This is a genomic window from Ramlibacter humi, assembly GCF_004681975.1.
Lineage (GTDB): Bacteria > Pseudomonadota > Gammaproteobacteria > Burkholderiales > Burkholderiaceae_C > Ramlibacter > Ramlibacter humi.
In genome coordinates, this window is sequence record NZ_SMLK01000001.1 from 1,394,716 (window position 1) to 1,413,334 (window position 18,619).

An 18,619-nucleotide genomic window follows, 5' to 3' on the forward strand; every position below is an offset into this window, starting at 1 on the left:
CAGTCCTGCCCATGGCCCGCCGTCTCGCTTTCGCCTTCGCCGCCCTCCTCTCCCTCGCCCTCACCCTGGGCTGCGCCACGCTCGACGAGAAGCAGCGCACCTGGATCTTCCAGCCCAGCGACCAGGCCTGGGGCAGCAGCGCCGACCTGGCCGAAGGCATGGACGAAGTCTGGATCGACTTCGACTCCAAGGTCACCGGCGAACACGCGCGCCTGAACGCGCTGTGGCTGCCCGCCGACGAGCCGCGGCCCGACACGCCGGTGCTGCTGTACCTGCACGGCGCGCGCTGGAACGTGGCGGGCTCGGCCGGCCGCATGCGGCGGCTGCAGGACATGGGCTTCTCGGTGCTGGCCATCGACTACCGCGGCTTCGGCAAAAGCAGCCCCGGCCTGCCTTCGGAAGCCACCGCTTACGAAGACGCACGGCAGGCGTGGGCCTGGCTGGCGCAGCACTACCCGAAGAACCCGCGCTACGTGTTCGGCCACTCGGTGGGCGGCGCCATCGCCATCGACCTGGCGGCCAGCGTCGACGACGAGCAGGGCACCATCGTCGAAGGCACTTTCACTTCCATCGCCGACGTGGCGGCCACGTTCAAATGGGGCTGGCTGCCGATCGGCCCGCTGATCACGCAGCGCTTCGATTCCGTCGACAAGGTGGCGAAGATCGGCTCGCCGCTGCTGGTGGTGCACGGCGCCAACGACACGCTGATCAAGAGCGAGCTGGCGCAGCGGCTCTTCGATGCCGCTACCGGCAAGAAGCAGTTCCTGCTGGTGGATGGCGGCTCGCATCACAGCACCATGTACGTCGGCCAGGCGCGCTACCGCGAAGCGGTGCGGCAGCTGTTCAGCTTGCGCTGAGCACGTTCTCCTTCTGCTAGCCTCGGCGCCGATGCCGAACGCCCCCCGCCTGCTCGCCCTGGCCGGCCCCACCGCCTCGGGCAAGACCGACGCCGCCATGGCGCTGGCCGGGGCATTCCCCAGCGAGATCGTCAGCGTGGATTCGGCGCTGGTGTACCGCGGCATGGACATCGGCACGGCGAAACCCACGGCGGCGCAGCGCGCGGCGGTGCCCCACCATCTGATCGACATCCGCGATCCGTCGCAGCCGTACAGCGCGGCGGAGTTCGCGCGCGACGCGGCGCGGCTGGTCACGGAGATCAATGCGCGCGGCCGCGTCGCTCTGCTGGTGGGCGGCACGATGCTGTACTTCAAGGCGCTGTTCGAGGGACTGGACGAGATGCCCGCGGCGGATGCGGCGGTGCGCGCGGCCATCGAGGATGAAGCGCGCACCCAAGGCTGGCCGGCGATGCATGCGGAGCTGGCGAAAGCCGACCCCGTGACTGCCGCGCGCCTGGCGCCCAACGATTCGCAGCGCATCCAGCGGGCGCTGGAGGTGTTCCGCTCGACGGGCAAGCCGCTGAGCGAATTCCATGGCGCGTCCCGCACGGAAGGCCTGAAGCCGCTGGCGCTGCTGTCGCTGGAACCGGACGGCCGCGCGTGGCTGCACGAGCGCATCGCGCAGCGGTTCGACGCGATGCTGGCGGAAGGCTTCCTCGACGAAGTGCGGGCGTTGCGCGCGCGTGGGGATCTCGATCCGGGCCTGCCCAGCTTGCGCAGCGTGGGCTACCGGCAGGCTTGGCAGGCCATGGACGAAGGCTGGGGCGCGCGCGAATTGCGCGACCGCGGCATCTTCGCGACGCGGCAGCTGGCCAAGCGGCAAATCACGTGGCTGCGGGGCATGCAGCGCACGGTGATCGCGTGCGATCGACCCGGCGCCGTGGATCGCGTGCTGCAAGCCGCGAAGGCGGCGCTCGCATGAGCGCACTGCTCGACATCCAGGGCCTGGGCAAGCGCTACGGCGACGCGGCCGTGTTCCGCAACGTGTCGCTGCAGGTCCAACGCGGCGAGTTCGTCGCCATCGTCGGCGAATCGGGCGTGGGAAAGTCCACGCTGCTCAATTGCCTGGCGGGACTGGACGAGTGGGACGAAGGCCGCGTCGTGCTGGATGGGCATGACCTCGCGGCGCTGGACGAACCCGGCCGCGCGCTGCTGCGCCGCACGCACGTGGGTTTCGTGTTCCAGGCCTTCCACGTGCTGCCCCATTTGGACGTTGCGCAGAACGTGGCCATCCCGCTGCTGCTTCTGGGCAAGCCGGATGAAGCGCGCGTGCAGGCCATGTTGCAGGCGGTGGGGCTGCAAGGACTCGGGCATCGCCTGCCCGCGCAACTGAGCGGCGGGCAGCTGCAGCGCGTGGCGATCGCGCGCGCCCTGGTGCACTCGCCTCCACTGCTGCTGGCGGACGAGCCCACGGGCAATCTCGATCCTTCGACGGCGCGTCAGGTGATGGATGTGCTGCTGGAACGCACGCGCTCGCAGCAGGCGGCACTGGTGCTGGTGACGCACTCCGACGCGGCGGCCGCGCGCGCGGACCGCGTGCTGCGCCTGTCGGCGGACGGCATCGCGCCCGCTTGAATTCCGGCTTGGGCTAGCTGCGCTTGCGGGCCGGTGTCTTGCGCGCGGCAGGCTGCGGCGAAGGAGCGTGCTGCTCCATGAAATCGCGGATCAGCCGACGCATCACCTGCGAGGGCGTCATGTCCTGCGAATAGCACAATTTCTCGAACGCGGCTTTCTTGGCCGGGTCGATGAGAACCGTGAGCCGGGCGGTCTTGTTCTCCATGGGGACAACGGCTGGGATGTTAACCAGATTGTAATTGACCCCGGCCGCGCGCGCATTGCCACGAAGGCGTGCGGATTCAATCTGAAAAGCCTGCTACGCGCGCCTTGCGAATGCGGACGCGGCAGCCGCACGGATGAGCCGCGCGGCGCCGTCCGTCAGCGCGCGTTCTTCCGTTGTTTTTTCGTGCGCAGGGGACCCGGCGCGTAGTCGACGCCATGGCGGTCCAGGTATTCGCGGATCAGTTGCCGGATCATCTGGGAAGCCGTCACATCCTGCGTAGCGCACAGTTCGTCGAACGCCTTCTTCTTGTCGGCGTCGATCAGGATCGTGAAGCGGGAGGACTTGTCTTCCATTCGTTCCAACAGGTGAATAACATGATAATACTATGCACCTTTGACGCGTCCTGGAGCGAAGGCGCGCATCGCCCGACGAGGCAGGTTCGAATCCCCATCCGGCGTGTGTGCGCCGCTGAACCGTCTGTAGTCCTGGCACACCCCCGGCAACGAATCCGGCGACGCCGCGCGTGCTGCGCGGTCGGCGCAAGCCAAGCGCATTTCTCCTACAGGCTGCCGTGCCGGCGGATTTCAAGATGGGGCGTCAACACACAGGAGCCGCCCCCATGACCACGAATCGCGAGAAGGACGCCTGCGATCTGCTCGACGCAGACCACCGCGCCGTCAAGAAGATGTTCAAGGAATACGAGGAACTGGCGCAATCGCGCGCCCGCGGCGCCGCGCAAAAGAAGATCGACCTCGCGCGCCAGATCTGCCTGGAACTCACCGTGCATGCGCAGATCGAGGAAGAAATCTTCTACCCCGCGCTGCGCCAGGTGCTGAAGGACACCGACATGCTGGACGAGGCCGAGGTCGAGCACCAGAGCGCCAAGGACCTCGTCGCCCAGATCGAGGCGGAGTCCGAGCCGGACGAGAAGTTCGACGCCAAGGTCAAGGTGCTGGGCGAATACATCGACCACCACGTCAAGGAAGAGCGTTCGGAGATGTTCACCAAGGCCCGCAGCAACCGCAAGCTGGATCTCGTCGCCATGCGCGACGAGCTGGAAGCGCGCAAGGAGGAGCTGATAGCCGAACACGGCGCGATGGCCTGAGGCCCGCGCGCTCAGGCCCGGCGCCAATACTCGTAAACCCACACGGGCTGGAAGCCCGCGCGGCCGTACAGGCGCTGTGCCGTGTTCCTCATTTCGACCTGCAGGAAAGCGCGGTCGATTCCGCGCGCCTGCGCTTCATCGCCCAATCGCGAGAGGATCGCTGCCGCGAACCCACGCCCGCGCCACGCGGGCAAGGTGCGCATCCCGTGGATGCCGCACCAGCCGTGAGCCAGCCCCGCCGAGCCGACCGCCACCACGCGGCCTTGGTCGCGCACGGCCGCGAACACGCTTTGCCTGCCCCGCTTCAGGATGCCCAGCCGGCTGGCGCCGTCCACCGGGTCGAAGCCTTCGCCCAGGAACACCTGCGCCCAGTCTTCGCCGGGCGATGAGCCCAGTTCCACTTCGGCTGGCGACGGCAGCGACTGCAACCCGGCTGGTGTGCCGGCCATGGTGAGCGTCGGCTGCTCGGCCCGGTAGCCGAGCGAAGCCAGATCGCTTCGCAAAGCGTCGAACGCCGGCAGCATCGGCACACGGAACACCGCGCGGCGGCCGCGCGACGCGTATTCGCGCTCGATCTCCGCCGCGCCGATGCCCGCGCCGTCATGCCTCGTCGGCACCGCGCTGTGCGCCCGGCCCACCGTCCCGCCGTCGATGGCCAGCAGCCAGCCGTCGCGCTCCAGCAGTTCTTCCGGCGGCACCGCCGCGAGAGTGGAGAGTTCCAGTGAGCGCACGTCCACGGTCATGGCTCATCCTAGCGCACGGCTTGCGCGCGCCCGCACAATCGCGGCATGCTGTTGCCGCTGCTGCGCGCGTATTCCTGGCCGGAGCTGCGCCACCACCCGTGGCGCAACGCGGTGGCGGTGCTGGCCGTCATGCTCGGTGTCGCGCTCGCGCTGGCCGTGCACCTGATCAACGCTTCGGCCCTCAGCGAGTTCTCGCTCGCGGTGCGCGCTGCCAGCGGCCAGCCGGACGTCGAACTGCGCGCCACCCGAGGCGGCTTCGACGAAGCGCTGTTCGGCAGGGTGGCGAACGATCCCGGCGTCGCCCTCGCCGTCCCGGTCCTGGAACTGGGCACGAACGCCTTGACGGCCGACGGCCGCCGCGTGGCGCTGCGCGTGGTCGGCCTCGATGCTCTCGCCGCTGCCGCGGTCACGCCCTCGCTCGTGCCACAGCCCGCGCGAGATGCGGACCGCTTCGCCCTGTTCTCGCCCGCCACGGTGTTCCTCAACGCCGCCGCGCGCGAGCAACTCGGTCAGACCGGCCTTCGACTGCAAGTGGGCCTGAAGCTGGCACCGGTCCACGCCGCGGGCAACGTCGGCGCGCCCGGCGCGCCCCTGGCCGTGATGGACATCGCCGCGGCGCAGGACCTCTTCGGCCGTGACGGCGAACTCTCGCGCATCGACGTCAAGCTGCGGCCCGGCGTGGACCGTGCCCAATGGCTGCGCCAGCTCGCCCTGCCCGCCGGCGTGGTCGCTGCCGATCCTTCGGACACGGGCTCGCGCGTCAACCAGCTTTCGCGCGCCTACCGCGTCAATCTCACGGTGCTCGCATTGGTCGCGCTGTTCACCGGCGCGTTCCTGGTGTTCTCCGTGCTGTCGCTGAGCGTCGCGCGGCGTTCGCAGCAGTTCGCGCTGCTCGGCGTGCTGGGTCTCGACGCCGCGCGCCGCCGGCAACTGGTGCTCGCCGAATCGGCGCTGCTCGGCGCCGCGGGCAGCGCGGCCGGCGTGGCGCTGGGCACGGCGTTCGCGCAACTCGCCCTGGTGCTGCTGCGCGGCGACCTGGGCGGCGGCTACTTCGAGGGCGTGTCGCCGCAGCTGCAGTGGAGCGCGCCGGCGGCCATCGGCTATGGCCTGCTGGGCGTCTTCGCTTCGGCGGCGGGCGGCTGGGTGCCGGCGAAGCAGGCCGAGCGGCTGCCGCCAGCGCAGGCACTGAAAGGCTTGCGTGCCGAGCGGCCCGGCCACCGGCGCTGGCAGCTGGCGGTGGGCCTGCTCGTCGCGGCCGGTGCGCTGGCTGCATTGCCGCCCATCTTCGGTTTGCCGATCGCGGCGTACGTTTCCATCGGCTTGCTGCTGGTCGGCGGCATGGCGGCGTTGCCGCCGGTGATCGGCGCGCTGTACGACCGCCTCGCGCCGTGGACCGCGACACGCGTGCTGCCGCTGCTGGCGGTGGAACGCGCGCGCCGCCTGCGCGAGACGGCCGCCGTCGCGGTCAGCGGCGTGGTGGCGGCGCTCAGCCTGGCGGTCGCGCTCACGGTGATGGTCGCCAGCTTCCGCGACTCGGTGGACCGCTGGCTCGACGTGCTGCTGCCCGCCGACCTGTACGTGCGCGCCGCCGCCGGAACCGCCGCCGGCGACACCGCGTTCCTCGAACCTGCGTTCGTCGAAGCCGCCTCGCGCCTGCCCGGCATCCGGCGCTCGGCCACGCAGCGCGTGCGCGCGCTGCTGCCCGATCCCGCGCGGCCCTCCATAGCGCTGCTGGCACGCGCCATCAACGACCCCGCGCGCGAATTGCCGCTGGTAGGCGCCCTCGCCCCGGTTCCCGCGGACCGCATCCCCGTGTACGTCAGCGAAGCGATGGTGGACCTGCACGGCGCGCGCCGCGGTGCCGCCCTGCCGCTGCTCGACGATGCGCTCGGCCTGCCGAAGCAGCCCGAAAGCCGCTTCGTCGTCGCCGGCGTGTGGCGCGACTACGTTCGCCAGAACGGCGCGGTCATCCTGAACCAGGCCGACTACCGGCGCCTGACCGGCGACATGCGCATGAACGACCTGCAGCTCTGGCTGGCACCCGGCACCGATCCGCTGCGCGTGCAACAGTCGCTGCGCGAAGCCGCGGGCCCCGCCGCGCCGCTGCTGGACTTCGCTTCCGCGCGCGAGATCCGCGCGGTGTCCCTTCGCATCTTCGACCGCAGCTTCGCCGTCACCTACTGGCTGCAGGCGGTGGCCATCGCCATCGGCCTGTTCGGCGTGGCGGCGAGCTTCAGCGCGCAAGTGCTCGCGCGCCGCAAGGAATTCGGGCTGCTCGCGCACCTGGGGCTCACGCGCCGGCAGATCCTCGGCGTGGTGGCCGCGGAAGGCGCAGCGTGGACGTTGGTCGGCTCGCTCGCCGGGCTCGGGCTGGGGCTCGCCGTTTCCCTGGTGCTGGTGCACGTGGTCAACCCGCAGAGCTTCCACTGGACCATGGACCTGCTCGTGCCCTGGACGCGGCTGGCCGCATTGTGCGCAGCGGTGGTGGCCGCCGGCACGCTCACCGCGTGGCTGTCGGGCCGCGCCGCCGCGGGGCGCGACGCGGTGCTGGCCGTCAAGGAAGACTGGTGATCAGTTCGGCACCGCGTTGCGCCCGGCGCGCGCGCGGGCCACGATGGTCTTCATGATCTGCGCCGTGCCGTCGCCGATCTGGAAGCCCAGCACGTCGCGCAGCCGCTGCTCCATCACGCCGCGGTCGTAGCCGCCGTGGCCGTGGCTCAGCAGGCACTGGTGCACCGTCTCGTACGCCAGCTTGGGCGCCCACCACTTGCACATCGCCGCTTCCGCGCTGTGCGGCAGGCCCTGGTCCTTCAGCCACAGCGCCTGCAGGCAAAGCAGGCGTGCGGCCTCCACCTGCGTTTCCAGGTCCGCCAGCGGATGCGACACGCCCTGGAAAGCCGACAGCGGCTTGCCGAAAGCTTCGCGCTGCGCCACGTACTTCCAGGTTTCCGCCAGCGCGGCGCGCGCCACCGCCAGCACCTGCAGCCCGATCAGCGCGCGCGAGAAATCGAACCCCTGCATCACCTGCACGAAGCCCTTGTTCTCCTCGCCCAGGCGGTGGTCGAGGGGCACGCGCACGTTGTCGAAGAAGAGCGACCCGCGGCCGATGGCGCGCTGGCCATGGCAGTCGAAGCGGCTGCGCGTCAGGCCTTTCGCGTCGCCGGGCACCAGCAGCGCCGTGACGCCGTGCGCACCCGCTTCCACCGTGCCGGTGCGTCCGAACACGATGATGGCGTCGGCCTGGTCGGCCGCCGAGATGGACGTCTTCTCGCCATTGATCACATAGGCGTCGCCCTGCTTCTCCACGCGCAGCCGCAGGTTGGCGGCATCGGACCCGCCGCGCGGCTCCGTCAAAGCGATGGCGAACAGCGCCTCGCCCTTGGTCAACCGGTCCAGCCAAGGCTTGGCCACTTCCGGCTGCCCGTGCTCCGCCAGGATCTGCCCATTCAGCGAAGCGAGCAGGTTGACGTACGACAGGCTCAGGTCGGCGGCCGCGATCTCTTCGTGGATGACGCCCGCCGCCAGGCAGCCGGCGCCCTGCCCGCCCACGCTTTCCGGCAGCTCGGGCGCGATGAAACCCAGCGCGCCCATCTCGCGCATCAGGCCGCGATCGAGCACGCGCGTGCGATCGCGCTCTTGGTAACCAGGCGCCACGCGCTCCGTGGCGAAGCGCCGGGCCTGGTCGCCCAGCGCTTCCAGCGCCGAGTCGAGGTAAGGAGTGCGCACGGCCTTACTTCGCGAACTTGCGGAAGTCGGGCTTGCGCTTTTCCTGCAGCGCCTTCACGCCTTCGCGCGACTCCTCGGTGTCGTAGTACAGCTTCAGCGCGTACATGCCCATGCCGGCGATGCCCGCCTGGTGCGCGGTGTCCATGTTGAAGCTGCGCTTGGCGATGGCGATGGCCGTGGGGCTGCGCTCGCAGATCGTCTCGGCCCATTCCTGCACCGTCGCATCGAGCTGTTCGTGCGGCACGCAGACGTTGGCAAGCCCCATCGCCACGGCCTCCTGGCCCGAGTAGCGCTTGTTCAGGTACCAGATCTCGCGCGCCTTCTTCTCGCCCACGACGCGCGCCAGGAAGGCGGTGCCGTAGCCCGGGTCGACCGAGCCCATCTTCGGGCCGACCTGGCCGAAGATGGCCTTCTCGGAGCAGATGGTCAGGTCGCAGATCGTGCACAGCACGTTGCCGCCGCCGATGGCGAAGCCCTGCACGCGCGCGATCACCGGCTTGGGCACGTCGCGGATGGCGGTGTGCAGCTCCTCCATCGGCAGGCCGATGGTGCCGCGGCCGTCGTAGTTGCCGTCGTGCGCCGACTGGTCGCCGCCGGTGCAGAACGCGCGGTCGCCGGCGCCGGCCAGCACGATGCAGCCCACTTCGCGGTCGTAGCCCGCCTTGTTCAGCGCGCGGATCAGCTCGTCGCAAGTCGTGCCGCGGAAAGCGTTCATCTTGTCCGGGCGGTTGATGGTGATCCACGCCACACGGTTGCGCACTTCGTAGAGCAGGTCCTGGAATTCCATTCGTTGGTCTCCTTGTCTGGGTGTCAGCCGGCCATCGTCAGGCCGCCCGAGACGCTGAGCACCTGCCCGGTCACGAAGGCGGCATCGTCGCTGGCGAAAAAGAGGATGGCGCCCGGCAGGTCGTCGGGCTGGCCGATGCGGCCTAGCGGAATGGAACGGCGGAATGCCTCTTCCAGCTTTTCCGGGTTGCCCGCCCCCTGCTTGTAGTCGGCGAACAGCGCCGTGTCCGTGGGGCCGGGGCACACGACGTTGACGGTGATGCCGTGCCGCGAGTGTTCGCGCGCCAGCGTCTTGGAGAAAGCGACCAGGCCGCCCTTGCAAGCCGCGTAGACCGCTTCGCCTGACGAGCCCACGCGCGCCGCATCCGAAGCGATGTTGACGATGCGGCCACCGCGCCGCTCCACCATCGACGGCAGGACGGCGTGGTGCATGTGCAGCGCGCCGACCAGGTTGATGGCGATGAGCTTGTCCCACTGCTCGGGCTGCGTCTTGGTGAAAGGCAGGAACACGTCCCAACCGGCGTTGTTCACCAGCACGTCGATGGGACCGAGCTTGGCGCCCACTTCGGCCACCGCCGCATCGACACTCTTGCGATCGGTGATGTCGCAAGCCAGTGCCAGCGCTTCGCCCCCGGCTTCGCGGATGCGCGCAGCCACCGCCTCCGCTGCCTGCAGGTTACGGTCCAGCACCGCGACCTTCGCGCCTTCGCGCGCGAACCGCGCCGACGTGGCGCCGCCGATCCCGCCGCCGCCACCCGTGACAATCGCCACCTTTCCCCGCAGCCTGCCCATCGTTTCACCCCTTGCCGCCGTGGCGGTCAATATGACAACATGTGGACATATCCTAGACGCGAAGCGCAACCCGCGCAAGCGCTGGAGGCACACGGGAAACCAGGGTTTCTTCCATGGAAAAGATGAACGACGAAGCACGCGCGGCACTGGCCAACCGGCTGTTCTTCCGGCTCTACCAGTGTGCCAATATGCTGCATAAAACCGGCACCCGGGCGATCGAGGAGGAAGGCCTCACGACGCAGCAGTGGGCGGTGCTGGGCGCGCTGTCGCGGCCCCAGGCCGGAGCCGGCATGAAGCTGGGCGAGCTGGCCCGTTACCTGATGGTCAGCCGCCAGAACCTGGCCGGCGTGGTGGGCCGGCTGGAACGCGACGGCCGCGTGGAAAGCGCGGCCGACCCGATGGATGGGCGCTCACGGCTCATCCGCATGACCACCGCGGGGCGGCAGGTGTGGCAGCGCAAGGCGCTGCCCAAGATCCACGGCTTCTACGAGCAGGCGCTGGACGGCTTTTCCACCAACGACATGGTCCATGCCGTGCACTACCTGCTGAAGATGCTGGAGAACATGCAGAAGATCGACGGGGCGGAGGGGGACGACGATGACGAATGACGGATGACCTCGCGGCTGTGCCGCGTCGATGACGAATGACATCTTTCATCCGTCATCGAGCCGCGCAGCGGCGTGTCATCCGGCCGCGCAGCGGCCCGTCATCCGTCACTTCCCGGACTTCACGAACTCCGCCGACTGCTCCTTCACCACCTGGTCCACCACGTCGGTGTACGCGGCGGTCCAGTCGGACTGCGGGACCCACTTGCTGCCGTCCCACATGTCGATGCGGGTCTTGCCGCCGCCGCCGTGGTCCTTGGCGGTCACGGTCACCGGCGCGATGAAGCCGTTGGCGTCGAAGTTGCGCAGGCTTTCCAGGCCGTCCTTGATCTTGGCCGGCGTGAGCGGCCAGCCGCCCTTCTTGATGGCCTGGCGCACGCCTTCGAACATCGACGAATACATCGCGAGGCCGGTGTTGTAGTAGATGTCGTCCAGGTTCTTGGCGTCGCCGGCGCCCTTGCCCGCGCCGTAGACCTCCTTGATGATCTGCTGCATCAGCGGGTGGTCCTTGCCGCCCACCACGTTGGTGCCGCGCTTCAGGCCCTTGGCTTCGGCGGCGCCGATGTTGTTGATGTCCACCTCGTTGAGCCAGTTCACCACGATGAGCTTTTCCATCGGGATGCCGTTGCGCTTCATCTCCTTGGCGGCGACGACGTGCATGGCCGACAGGTTCCAGCTGATCACCCAGTCGGGGTTGAAGCGGCGGATCTGCGTCCACACCGCGGCCTGGTCGCGGCCCGGCATCGGGTTGGGGAACAGCTGCAGGTCGAAGCCTTCCTTGGCGGCCAGCGTCTTCAGCACCGGGATGGGTTCCTGCCCGAACGCGTAGTCGGGATAGATGAACCCGACCTTCACGCCCTTCAGGTTGCCCTTGTGCTGCGACTTGATGTAGGCCACGTCGTTGGCCATCTGGCCCCAGTAGGTCGGGCCGATGGGGAAGATCCACTTGAACACGTCGCCGTCCACCGCGTCGCCGCGGCCGACGAACGACTGCAGCATCACGTTGCCGTCCTGCATGTGGCGCGGCAGCACGGCGCGCGAGACGGGCGTCGACAGGTAGTCGAACATCATCACGCCTTCGCGCTTCAGCTTCTCGTAGCACTCGATGCCGCGCTGCGGCTCGTTGCCGTGGTCCTGCACCAGGATCTCGATCGGGTGGCCTTCGATGCCGCCCTTGGCGTTCAGCAGCGTCGCGTAGTCCTTGGCCGCCTGCACGATCTGCGGCGTGACGAAGGTGTAGGCCTTGCTCAGGTCGTAGCACAAGCCGAACTTGATGCTGTTCTGCGCCTGTGCGTGGGCCGCCCCGCCGGCCAGCAGGGCAAGCCCGGCCAGGACGGATAGCACTGTTCTCTTCATGGCATGTCTCCTGCGTACGCTGGTTGGTGCCGCCCGGTCGCCAAGTACGCTCGCGTCCGCGCGGTAGTGAACTCGTTCAACTCAGCCAGCGCTTGCGCCTGCTGTAGTGCTTCACCTGGTGAAAGTCCCTGCCTTCCTTGCCACCGAGGTAGAACTCCTGGATGTCGGGGTTGCGCTTCATCGCTTCGGCGGTTTCGTGCATCACGACACGCCCGTTCTCCATCAGGTAGCCGTGCGACACCACCTCCAGCGCCGCCATCGCGTTCTGTTCCACCAGCAGCACCGACAGGCCTTCTTTCTGGTTGATGCGCCGCACGATCTGGAAGATCTCGGCCACCAGGAAAGGCGCCAGGCCCAGGCTGGGCTCGTCCAGCATCAAGAGGCGCGGCTGCGTCATCAGCGCGCGGCCGATGGCCAGCATCTGCTGCTCGCCGCCGGAGAGAAAGCCCGCCTGCGAGCTGCGCCGCTGGTGCAGGCGCGGAAAGTACTCGTACACGCGGTCGCGGCGGCGCACCACCTCCGCGCGGTTGCAGCCCGTGACCGCGGAAGCGGCCACCAGGTTCTCGTCGGGCGTCAGGTGCTCGAACACGCGGCGGCCTTCCAGCACCTGCACGATGCCGCGGCGCACGCGCTGCTGCGGCATCAGCCTTTCGATGTCCTGGCCGTCGAAGTGCAGCTCGCCGCGCGTGATCTCGCCGCGCTCGGGCTTGAGCAGGCCGCTGATCGCCTTCAGCGTGGTGCTCTTGCCCGCGCCGTTGGCGCCCAGCAGCGCCACCATGCCGCCCGAAGGCACGGCCAGCGAAACGCCCTTGATGGCGAGCGCCACGCCGTCGTAGATGACCTCGACGTTGTTCAGCGTGAGCAGGTTGCCGTTGGCGGTGGTCGCTTCCATGGCTATTTCCTCACGTAGCCGAACGGCCAGACCATCAGGTAGTTGCGCACGTTGCCGTACAGCTTGCCCAGCCCCATGGGCTCCAGCAGCAGCACCAGGATGATGGTGGCGCCGTAAACCATGTACGGGATGTGGGCCAATGCTTCCACGCCGACGTCCAAACCGATCGACCGCGCCGCCCACGCGATGAACGCGTTCATCTGCCCCGGCAGCAGCAGGATGAACGCGGTGCCGAAGAAGCTGCCGATGATGCTGCCCAGGCCGCCGACGATCACCATCGCCAGCACCTCGATGGACACGTTCACCGCGAACTGCTCCGCGGTCACCGCGTGGTAGAAGCCGTAGATCAGCATCGAGCCGCTCACGCCGCCGATGAAGGCCGACGCGGCGAAGGCCACCAGCTTGTAGCGGAACGCCTGCACGCCGATCACGGCGGCCGCGTAGTCCTTCTCGCGCACGGCCACCAGCGCGCGGCCCAGCGCGCTGCGGCGCAGGTTCAGCATGAACAGCGTCACCGCCACCGTCCACGCCAGCACCACGTAGTAGGTGCCCGCCTCGGACTTCACCACCTGCCCCAGCAGCCGCATCGGCGGCGCCTGCAGCGTGGCCGCCACGCCGCCGCTGATGGCGGGCACGTGCGAGATGACCCAGTCCATGACGAACTGCATCGCCAGCGTGGACAGCGCCAGGTACAGGCCCTTCACCCGCAGCGCGGCGAACGCGAACACCACGCCAACGGCCGTGGCCATCAGCCCGCCCAGCACCACCGCGATTTCCCACGGCACGCCGTGACGCGCGGCGTGCACCGAGGCGTACGCGCCGATGCCCATGATGGCCGCGTAGCCGAAGTGGAACTGGCCCGCCCAGCCCAGCACCAGGTTGAGCCCCAGCACCGCGGCCGACCAGATCAGCCACGGACGGATGTAGCTGGTCAACGCGAGCGAGCTGAACATGAACGGCGCCGCCAGCGCGATGGCCAGCAACGCCAGCATCGCCCAGCGCTCGAACGGGATGGGGAACAGCCGGCGGTCGTCCGCGTAGCTGGTGTGGAAGATGCCGGCGCGCCGGTAAAGCATCGGTCAGATCCTCTCGATGTCCTGGCGGCCGAACAGCCCATGCGGCCGGACCATGATGGTGAGGATCAGCACCGCGGCCACCACCAGCTCGCGCGTGCCGCCGCCCAGCAGCGGATCCAGGTAACCGGAAGCGACGTTCTCCAGGATGCCCAGCAGCAGCCCCGCGAGCAGCGCGCCGCCGATGCTGTCCAGCCCGCCCAGCACGCCCACCGTGATGCCCTTGAGCAGCAGCAGCGACAGCGACTGGTCCACCGTCTGCACCGATCCCCACAGCACGCCCGCGGCGGTGGCGCACACCGACGACAGCGCCCACGACAGGGCCACGCCGCGCTCCACCGAGATGCCCACCGACCACGACGCGGTGTAGTCATCGGCGATGGCGCGCAGCACCGTGCCCATGCGCGTGCGGAAGAAGAAGATCGACAGCGCGAACATCACCAGCGTGACACCCGCGCCGATGGCGTAGGCGCGGTTCACCAGCAGCGGCCCCAGGAACAACGGTGCGTCGCTGATGCCCAGCGGCATGTTGCGCCCGCTGCCGCCCCACACCGTGAGCGCCGTGGCGCGCAGGAAGATGTCGATGCCCAGCGTCATCATCAGGATCATCACGACGGGCTGGCCGGCCAGGCGGCGCAGCGCCACGCGCTCGATCACCAGGCCCACCGCGAACATGGACACCATCGCCAGCGGAATGGCCAGCCACATCGACAGCTTGGCCTGCACCGCGAACGCCAGCACCAGGTACGGGCCCAGCATCGTCAGCGCGCCCTGCGCCAGGTTGGGCACCGACGACGATTTGTAGATCAGCACGATGCCGATGGCCACCAGCGCGTACATCAGGCCCGCCAGGGCGCCGTTGACGGCCAGTTCCAGGAAGTACATCCAGTCCATCGTCAGACCTCCGCCACCGCGAGCTCGCGTTCCATCGTGCCCACCTCGCCGTTCTCGTACACCACCTGCGCGCGCACCGGCACCGACTTCGCGCCCGCGTAGATGGCTTCGATCACCGGCGAGTAGCGGTCTTCCACCACGTTGCGCCGCAGCTTGCGGGTGCGCGTGATCTCGCCGTCGTCGGCGTCGAATTCCTTGTGCAGGCTGACGAAGTGGCGCAGCCGCAGCGGCTCGGGCAGGTTGGCGTTCACGCGTCGCACCGCGTCGGCCAGCAGCTTCACCACCTCGGGCTTTTGCGACAAGTCGGCGTATGACATGTACGAGATGCCGCGCAGTTCGGCCCAGTGGCCGACCGTTTCCTTGTCGATGCACACCATGGCGGCCAGCCGGTCGCGGCCCTTGCCGAGCACGGCCACGTCCTTGATGAAGGGACTGAACTTCAGCCGGTTCTCGATGTAGTTCGGGATGTAGCGCTCGCCCGCGGCGGTGTGCACCACTTCCGCCAGCCGGCCCAGCACCACCAGGTGGCCGTCTTTTTCCACGTAGCCGGCGTCGCCGGTGTGCAGCCAGCCTTCGCGCAGCGTGTCGCGCGTGGCTTCCTCGTTCTGGAAGTAGCCGTTGAAGACGCTGCCGGACTTGATGAGGATCTCGCCCGCCGGGCTGATCTGCACCTCCACGCCGGGCAACGGCCGGCCCACGGTGTGCAGCCGCACCTCTTCCGGCGACTGCATCGCGTTGTAGGCGCTGCTCTCGGTCTGGCCGTACAGCTGGCGCAACTTCACGCCCAGCGCGCGGTAGAAGACGAAAGTGTCCTCGCCGATGGCCTCGCCGCCGGTGAAGGCGTGGCGCAGGCGCGTGAGGCCCAGCTGGTCCTTGATGGGGCCCATGATCGCGAACTCGCCGAACGGGCGCAGCAGGCGCTGCGACAGCGTGGGCGCCTTGCCTTCCAGCTTGCGGCGCTCCGCTGCCACCGCCGAGTCCATGAACAGGCCGTACAGCGCCTTCTTCAGCCGCGTGGAATCCTCCATGCGCACCTGCACCGTGGTGAGCATGTTGTCCCAGCTGCGCGGCGCGGCCAGGTAGAAGGTGGGCGCGATCTCGCGCAGATCGTGCAACACCGTTTCCTGGCGCTCTGGCACGTTGATGGAAAAGCGCAGCGCGAAGCCGGCGCCGATGGTGAAGGCGAAGTCGCCGATCCACGCCATGGGCAGGTAGGCCAGCACGCTTTCGCCGAAGTCGAACGCGCCGCTGCGGTGCGCGTTGCGCACGCCGGACAGGATGTTGAAGTGGCTGAGGACCACGCCCTTGGGCTTGCCCGTGGTGCCGGAAGAATGGATGAACACCGCCGGGTCGTCGGAGCCCGCCAACGACAGCAACTGCTCGCGCAACTCGGGCTCACGCCCCAGCCGCTCGCGTCCCTGCGCCTCGAGTTCAGTCCACGACACCAGGCCGGGCGCCGTGTAGCCGGCCAGCCCGCGCGGGTTGTCGTACACGATCAGGCCGATGTGGGCGCCGCGCTCGCGCAGGTCCAGCGCCTTGTCCACCTGCTCCTGGTCTTCGGCGAAGGCGACCGCGACGGTCACTTCGTTGGCCACGTGCAGCACTTCTTCGGGCGTGGCGTCCGGGTACACCGGCATCGCGTACGCGCCCAGCATGCCGGCGCACACCATGCCCAGGTACAGCCGCGGGCGGTTGTCGCCCAGCACCAGCACACCCTGGTGCCGCGACAGGCCGCGCGCCTGCAGTCCCGCCGTGACGGCGCAGACCGTGGTCCAGACCTGCGCCCAGGTGGATTCCTGCCAGATGCCGCGGTCCTTCTCGCGGAACGCGACCCCATCGGGCACGGCCTGCGCGTTGGCGGCCAGCAGCCGCGGCAGCGTGGTGCGCGGGTCGAAGTCCCAGCGGGCGGCGTCACTGCGCGGCATGGCTGCCCCCGATGTAGGCCTTGACCACGCGCGGGTCGGCGATGACCTCGCGCGGGATGCCGGTGCCGATGACTTCGCCGTAGCTGAGCACCAGCATGCGGTCGCAGATGCCGGTGATGATGTCCATGTGGTGTTCGATGATCAGCACCGTCACGCCGCGCTCGTCGCGCGCGTCCAGGATGAAGCGCGCCATGTAGGCCTTCTCTTCCTGGTTCATGCCGGCCATGGGCTCGTCCAGGATCAGGAAGCTGGGTCGCGCCGCCAGCGCGCGCGCCAGTTCCACGCGCTTCTTCAGGCCGAGAGGCAGCGAGTCCACGTGCTCGTCGCGCACGTTCTCCAGCTGCATGAAATCGATGATCTCCTCGACCACTTCGCGGTTGCGCACCTCTTCCGGCTTGGCGAACCAGGGATAGAGCGCGGTGCGCCAGATGCTCGGGTGCATGTGCACGTGGCGGCCGAGCAGGATGTTGTCCAGCACGCTCATGCCGTTGAACAGCGCCAGGTTCTGGAAAGTGCGCGCCACGCCCCGGCGCGCCACCTTGTGCGGCGCCAGCCCGGTGATGTCCTCGCCGTTGAGCAGGATGCTGCCTTTCTGCGGCGGGAAGAAGCCGGTGATGGCGTTGGTCATGGTGGTCTTGCCGCTGCCGTTGGGGCCCACCAGGCCGAAGATCTCGCCGCGGTCCACGTGCAGGTTCACGCCGGTGACGGCCACCAGGCCGCCGAAGCGGCGTTCGACGTCGCGGCATTCCAGGACGCGCGTCGCGGCCGCAGCGCTTGCAGCCACCTTCAATTCGGGAGCTATCGTTCGCGTGTCCATCAGCGCATCAACTCCCGCCCGATCAGCATGCGCCGGATCTCCGATGTGCCGGCGCCGATCTCGTACAGCTTGGCATCGCGCAGCAGGCGCCCGGCCGCATAGTCATTGGTGTAGCCGTTGCCGCCCAGGCACTGGATAGCGTCCAGCGCCGATTGCGTGGCGGCTTCGGCGGCGAACAGGATGACGCTGGCCGATTCCTTGCGCAGCGCCTCGCCGGCATCGGCGCGCAGGGCCATCGTGTCCAGGTAGGCGCGGCTCGCGCCCAGTCGCGTGTACATGTCGGCCAGCTTCGCCTGCACCAGCTGGAATTCACCGATGGCCCGGCCGAACTGCTTGCGCTGCGCCACGTAGGGCAGCACGACGTCCATCGCGGCCTGCTGCAATCCAACGCACGCGGACGCGGCCACCAGGCGCTCGTAGTCGAGCCCACTCATGAGCACGCGCACGCCGCCGTCCAGCTGGCCCAGCACGTTGTCGGCGGGCACGAAGCAATCCTCGAACACCAGCTCGCAGGTGCCCGAGCCGCGCATGCCCAACTTGTCGATGCGCTGGCGCGTCTGGAACCCCGCCGTGCCGCGCTCGACGATGAAGGTGGTGATGCCCGCCTTGCCCGCTTCGGGGTTGGTCTTGGCGTACACGACGAAGGTGTCGGCGTACCAGCCGTTGGTGGTCCACAGCTTGGTGCCCGTCAGGCGAAATCCGCCCTGCACCGGCGTGGCGCGCAGCTTCATCGACACCACGTCGGAACCCGCGCCCTCCTCGCTCATCGCGAGCGCGCCGACCGCCTGGCCGCTGAGCAGCGCCGGCAGGTAGCGGCGCTTCTGCTCCGCCGTGCCGTGCAGCCGGATCTGGTTGACGCAAAGGTTCGAATGCGCGACGTACGCGATGCCCACCGAACCCGAAGCGCGCGAAATCTCCTCCGAGATCACGGCATGCGCGCGGTACCCGAGGCCCGGCCCACCGTCTTCCTGCGGCACCGTGGGACCGAGCACGCCCAGCTCGCCCAGCCGGGGCCACAGCTCGCGCGGAAACCAGTCTTCCTGGTCGATGCGGCGCGCCAGCGGCGCGATCTCCGCCTGCGCGAACCGGTGCACGGCCGCTCGCAGCTCCTCCAGTGCGGCGGCATCGGGATAGGACAACATGCGGCCAATGCTAGGGCCGGCTTGTTGGCCGCACAACAGGGAACACCTAGTGGATTACGCTAGTGTCTACTGCGCACTTTAGGCAAT

The 18,619-nt window shown here is 68.8% G+C and carries 19 protein-coding genes; 6 read left to right on the forward strand and 13 right to left on the reverse strand.

The window, feature by feature from the left end; genetic code table 11:
* The first annotated feature begins 11 nt into the window (after window positions 1-11).
* From EZ216_RS06535 to EZ216_RS06545, 3 genes are read left to right on the forward strand one after another with little or no spacing between them, the layout of a single operon-like run.
* Complete coding sequence (locus tag EZ216_RS06535; protein ID WP_135248881.1) at window positions 12-857, forward strand: alpha/beta hydrolase; 846 nt, start codon at window positions 12-14, stop codon at window positions 855-857.
* A gap of 31 nt (window positions 858-888) precedes the next feature.
* On the forward strand, window positions 889-1,818 hold the full coding sequence (gene miaA, locus EZ216_RS06540) for a tRNA (adenosine(37)-N6)-dimethylallyltransferase MiaA (protein ID WP_135248882.1): 930 nt from the start codon (window positions 889-891) through the stop codon (window positions 1,816-1,818).
* On the forward strand, window positions 1,815-2,471 hold the full coding sequence (locus tag EZ216_RS06545; RefSeq protein ID WP_135248883.1) for an ABC transporter ATP-binding protein: 657 nt from the start codon (window positions 1,815-1,817) through the stop codon (window positions 2,469-2,471). Before miaA ends, EZ216_RS06545 begins: the two co-directional genes overlap by 4 nt.
* A 13-nt stretch (window positions 2,472-2,484) precedes the next feature.
* Here the strand turns inward: EZ216_RS06545 and EZ216_RS06550 are convergent, their stop codons facing one another.
* Window positions 2,485-2,676, reverse strand: a complete 192-nt coding sequence (locus EZ216_RS06550; protein WP_135248884.1) for a ribbon-helix-helix protein — start codon at window positions 2,674-2,676, stop codon at window positions 2,485-2,487.
* 155 nt (window positions 2,677-2,831) lie between these two features.
* On the reverse strand, window positions 2,832-3,029 hold the full coding sequence (locus EZ216_RS06555; RefSeq protein WP_135248885.1) for a ribbon-helix-helix protein: 198 nt from the start codon (window positions 3,027-3,029) through the stop codon (window positions 2,832-2,834).
* A gap of 266 nt (window positions 3,030-3,295) precedes the next feature.
* On the opposite strand from EZ216_RS06555, the gene EZ216_RS06560 reads away from it, so the two are divergent.
* A complete protein-coding gene (locus tag EZ216_RS06560) occupies window positions 3,296-3,781 on the forward strand; it encodes a hemerythrin domain-containing protein (protein WP_135248886.1) in 486 nt (161 codons plus the stop codon).
* An 11-nt stretch (window positions 3,782-3,792) separates the two neighbouring features.
* Here EZ216_RS06560 and EZ216_RS06565 read toward each other — a convergent pair whose 3' ends face one another.
* Complete coding sequence (locus tag EZ216_RS06565; RefSeq protein ID WP_135248887.1) at window positions 3,793-4,524, reverse strand: GNAT family N-acetyltransferase; 732 nt, start codon at window positions 4,522-4,524, stop codon at window positions 3,793-3,795.
* 45 nt (window positions 4,525-4,569) lie between these two features.
* Here EZ216_RS06565 and EZ216_RS06570 point away from each other — a divergent pair, with 45 nt between their 5' ends.
* Complete coding sequence (locus tag EZ216_RS06570) at window positions 4,570-7,095, forward strand: FtsX-like permease family protein (RefSeq protein ID WP_135248888.1); 2,526 nt, start codon at window positions 4,570-4,572, stop codon at window positions 7,093-7,095.
* Here EZ216_RS06570 and aliB read toward each other — a convergent pair whose 3' ends face one another.
* The 3 genes from aliB to badH are packed head-to-tail and all read right to left on the reverse strand — an operon-like array spanning window position 7,096 to window position 9,828.
* Window positions 7,096-8,250 (reverse strand): cyclohexanecarboxyl-CoA dehydrogenase, encoded by a 1,155-nt coding sequence (gene aliB / locus EZ216_RS06575; protein ID WP_135248889.1) that lies wholly within the window; start codon window positions 8,248-8,250, stop codon window positions 7,096-7,098.
* A gap of 4 nt (window positions 8,251-8,254) precedes the next feature.
* Window positions 8,255-9,037, reverse strand: a complete 783-nt coding sequence (gene badI / locus EZ216_RS06580; protein ID WP_135248890.1) for a 2-ketocyclohexanecarboxyl-CoA hydrolase — start codon at window positions 9,035-9,037, stop codon at window positions 8,255-8,257.
* A gap of 23 nt (window positions 9,038-9,060) precedes the next feature.
* On the reverse strand, window positions 9,061-9,828 hold the full coding sequence (gene badH / locus EZ216_RS06585; RefSeq protein ID WP_135248891.1) for a 2-hydroxycyclohexanecarboxyl-CoA dehydrogenase: 768 nt from the start codon (window positions 9,826-9,828) through the stop codon (window positions 9,061-9,063).
* 122 nt (window positions 9,829-9,950) lie between these two features.
* On the opposite strand from badH, the gene EZ216_RS06590 reads away from it, so the two are divergent.
* Window positions 9,951-10,436: a MarR family winged helix-turn-helix transcriptional regulator gene (locus tag EZ216_RS06590; RefSeq protein WP_239024284.1), complete on the forward strand. Its 486-nt coding sequence runs from the start codon at window positions 9,951-9,953 to the stop codon at window positions 10,434-10,436.
* Between the two features lie 105 nt (window positions 10,437-10,541).
* On the opposite strand, the gene EZ216_RS06595 is transcribed toward EZ216_RS06590, so the two are convergent.
* The 7 genes from EZ216_RS06595 to EZ216_RS06625 form a co-directional block, all read right to left on the reverse strand.
* Window positions 10,542-11,789 carry an ABC transporter substrate-binding protein gene (locus EZ216_RS06595; protein ID WP_135248893.1) on the reverse strand — a complete coding sequence of 416 codons (1,248 nt, stop codon included), beginning with the start codon at window positions 11,787-11,789 and terminating at the stop codon, window positions 10,542-10,544.
* 76 nt (window positions 11,790-11,865) lie between these two features.
* Entirely contained in the window at window positions 11,866-12,681 is an 816-nt protein-coding gene (locus tag EZ216_RS06600; RefSeq protein ID WP_135248894.1) for an ABC transporter ATP-binding protein, read from the reverse strand.
* Window positions 12,682-12,683: 2 nt separating this feature from the next.
* Complete coding sequence (locus EZ216_RS06605; RefSeq protein WP_135248895.1) at window positions 12,684-13,757, reverse strand: branched-chain amino acid ABC transporter permease; 1,074 nt, start codon at window positions 13,755-13,757, stop codon at window positions 12,684-12,686.
* Window positions 13,758-13,760: 3 nt separating this feature from the next.
* The gene (locus EZ216_RS06610; RefSeq protein ID WP_135248896.1) at window positions 13,761-14,648 is read right to left on the reverse strand and encodes a branched-chain amino acid ABC transporter permease; all 888 of its coding nucleotides are present in this window, start codon (window positions 14,646-14,648) and stop codon (window positions 13,761-13,763) included.
* A 2-nt stretch (window positions 14,649-14,650) separates the two neighbouring features.
* Window positions 14,651-16,573: an AMP-dependent synthetase/ligase gene (locus tag EZ216_RS06615; protein ID WP_135248897.1), complete on the reverse strand. Its 1,923-nt coding sequence runs from the start codon at window positions 16,571-16,573 to the stop codon at window positions 14,651-14,653.
* Window positions 16,560-17,390: an ABC transporter ATP-binding protein gene (locus tag EZ216_RS06620; protein ID WP_135248898.1), complete on the reverse strand. Its 831-nt coding sequence runs from the start codon at window positions 17,388-17,390 to the stop codon at window positions 16,560-16,562. Before EZ216_RS06620 ends, EZ216_RS06615 begins: the two co-directional genes overlap by 14 nt.
* Window positions 17,390-18,532, reverse strand: a complete 1,143-nt coding sequence (locus EZ216_RS06625) for an acyl-CoA dehydrogenase family protein (protein ID WP_135248899.1) — start codon at window positions 18,530-18,532, stop codon at window positions 17,390-17,392. Before EZ216_RS06625 ends, EZ216_RS06620 begins: the two co-directional genes overlap by 1 nt.
* Window positions 18,533-18,619: the final 87 nt, after the last annotated feature.

What these genes read in the sequence shown, in the direction of transcription:
- EZ216_RS06535 (WP_135248881.1), top strand. Translation starts at nt 12, where the DNA reads ATGGCCCGCCGTCTCGCTTTCGCCTTCGCCGCCCTCCTCTCCCTCGCC.
- miaA (WP_135248882.1), top strand. Translation starts at nt 889, where the DNA reads ATGCCGAACGCCCCCCGCCTGCTCGCCCTGGCCGGCCCCACCGCCTCG.
- EZ216_RS06545 (WP_135248883.1), top strand. Translation starts at nt 1,815, where the DNA reads ATGAGCGCACTGCTCGACATCCAGGGCCTGGGCAAGCGCTACGGCGAC.
- EZ216_RS06550 (WP_135248884.1), bottom strand. Translation starts at nt 2,676, where the DNA reads ATGGAGAACAAGACCGCCCGGCTCACGGTTCTCATCGACCCGGCCAAG.
- EZ216_RS06555 (WP_135248885.1), bottom strand. Translation starts at nt 3,029, where the DNA reads ATGGAAGACAAGTCCTCCCGCTTCACGATCCTGATCGACGCCGACAAG.
- EZ216_RS06560 (WP_135248886.1), top strand. Translation starts at nt 3,296, where the DNA reads ATGACCACGAATCGCGAGAAGGACGCCTGCGATCTGCTCGACGCAGAC.
- EZ216_RS06565 (WP_135248887.1), bottom strand. Translation starts at nt 4,524, where the DNA reads ATGACCGTGGACGTGCGCTCACTGGAACTCTCCACTCTCGCGGCGGTG.
- EZ216_RS06570 (WP_135248888.1), top strand. Translation starts at nt 4,570, where the DNA reads ATGCTGTTGCCGCTGCTGCGCGCGTATTCCTGGCCGGAGCTGCGCCAC.
- badI (WP_135248890.1), bottom strand. Translation starts at nt 9,037, where the DNA reads ATGGAATTCCAGGACCTGCTCTACGAAGTGCGCAACCGTGTGGCGTGG.
- badH (WP_135248891.1), bottom strand. Translation starts at nt 9,828, where the DNA reads ATGGGCAGGCTGCGGGGAAAGGTGGCGATTGTCACGGGTGGCGGCGGC.
- EZ216_RS06590 (WP_239024284.1), top strand. Translation starts at nt 9,951, where the DNA reads ATGAACGACGAAGCACGCGCGGCACTGGCCAACCGGCTGTTCTTCCGG.
- EZ216_RS06595 (WP_135248893.1), bottom strand. Translation starts at nt 11,789, where the DNA reads ATGAAGAGAACAGTGCTATCCGTCCTGGCCGGGCTTGCCCTGCTGGCC.
- EZ216_RS06600 (WP_135248894.1), bottom strand. Translation starts at nt 12,681, where the DNA reads ATGGAAGCGACCACCGCCAACGGCAACCTGCTCACGCTGAACAACGTC.
- EZ216_RS06605 (WP_135248895.1), bottom strand. Translation starts at nt 13,757, where the DNA reads ATGCTTTACCGGCGCGCCGGCATCTTCCACACCAGCTACGCGGACGAC.
- EZ216_RS06610 (WP_135248896.1), bottom strand. Translation starts at nt 14,648, where the DNA reads ATGGACTGGATGTACTTCCTGGAACTGGCCGTCAACGGCGCCCTGGCG.
- EZ216_RS06615 (WP_135248897.1), bottom strand. Translation starts at nt 16,573, where the DNA reads ATGCCGCGCAGTGACGCCGCCCGCTGGGACTTCGACCCGCGCACCACG.
- EZ216_RS06620 (WP_135248898.1), bottom strand. Translation starts at nt 17,390, where the DNA reads ATGGACACGCGAACGATAGCTCCCGAATTGAAGGTGGCTGCAAGCGCT.
- EZ216_RS06625 (WP_135248899.1), bottom strand. Translation starts at nt 18,532, where the DNA reads ATGTTGTCCTATCCCGATGCCGCCGCACTGGAGGAGCTGCGAGCGGCC.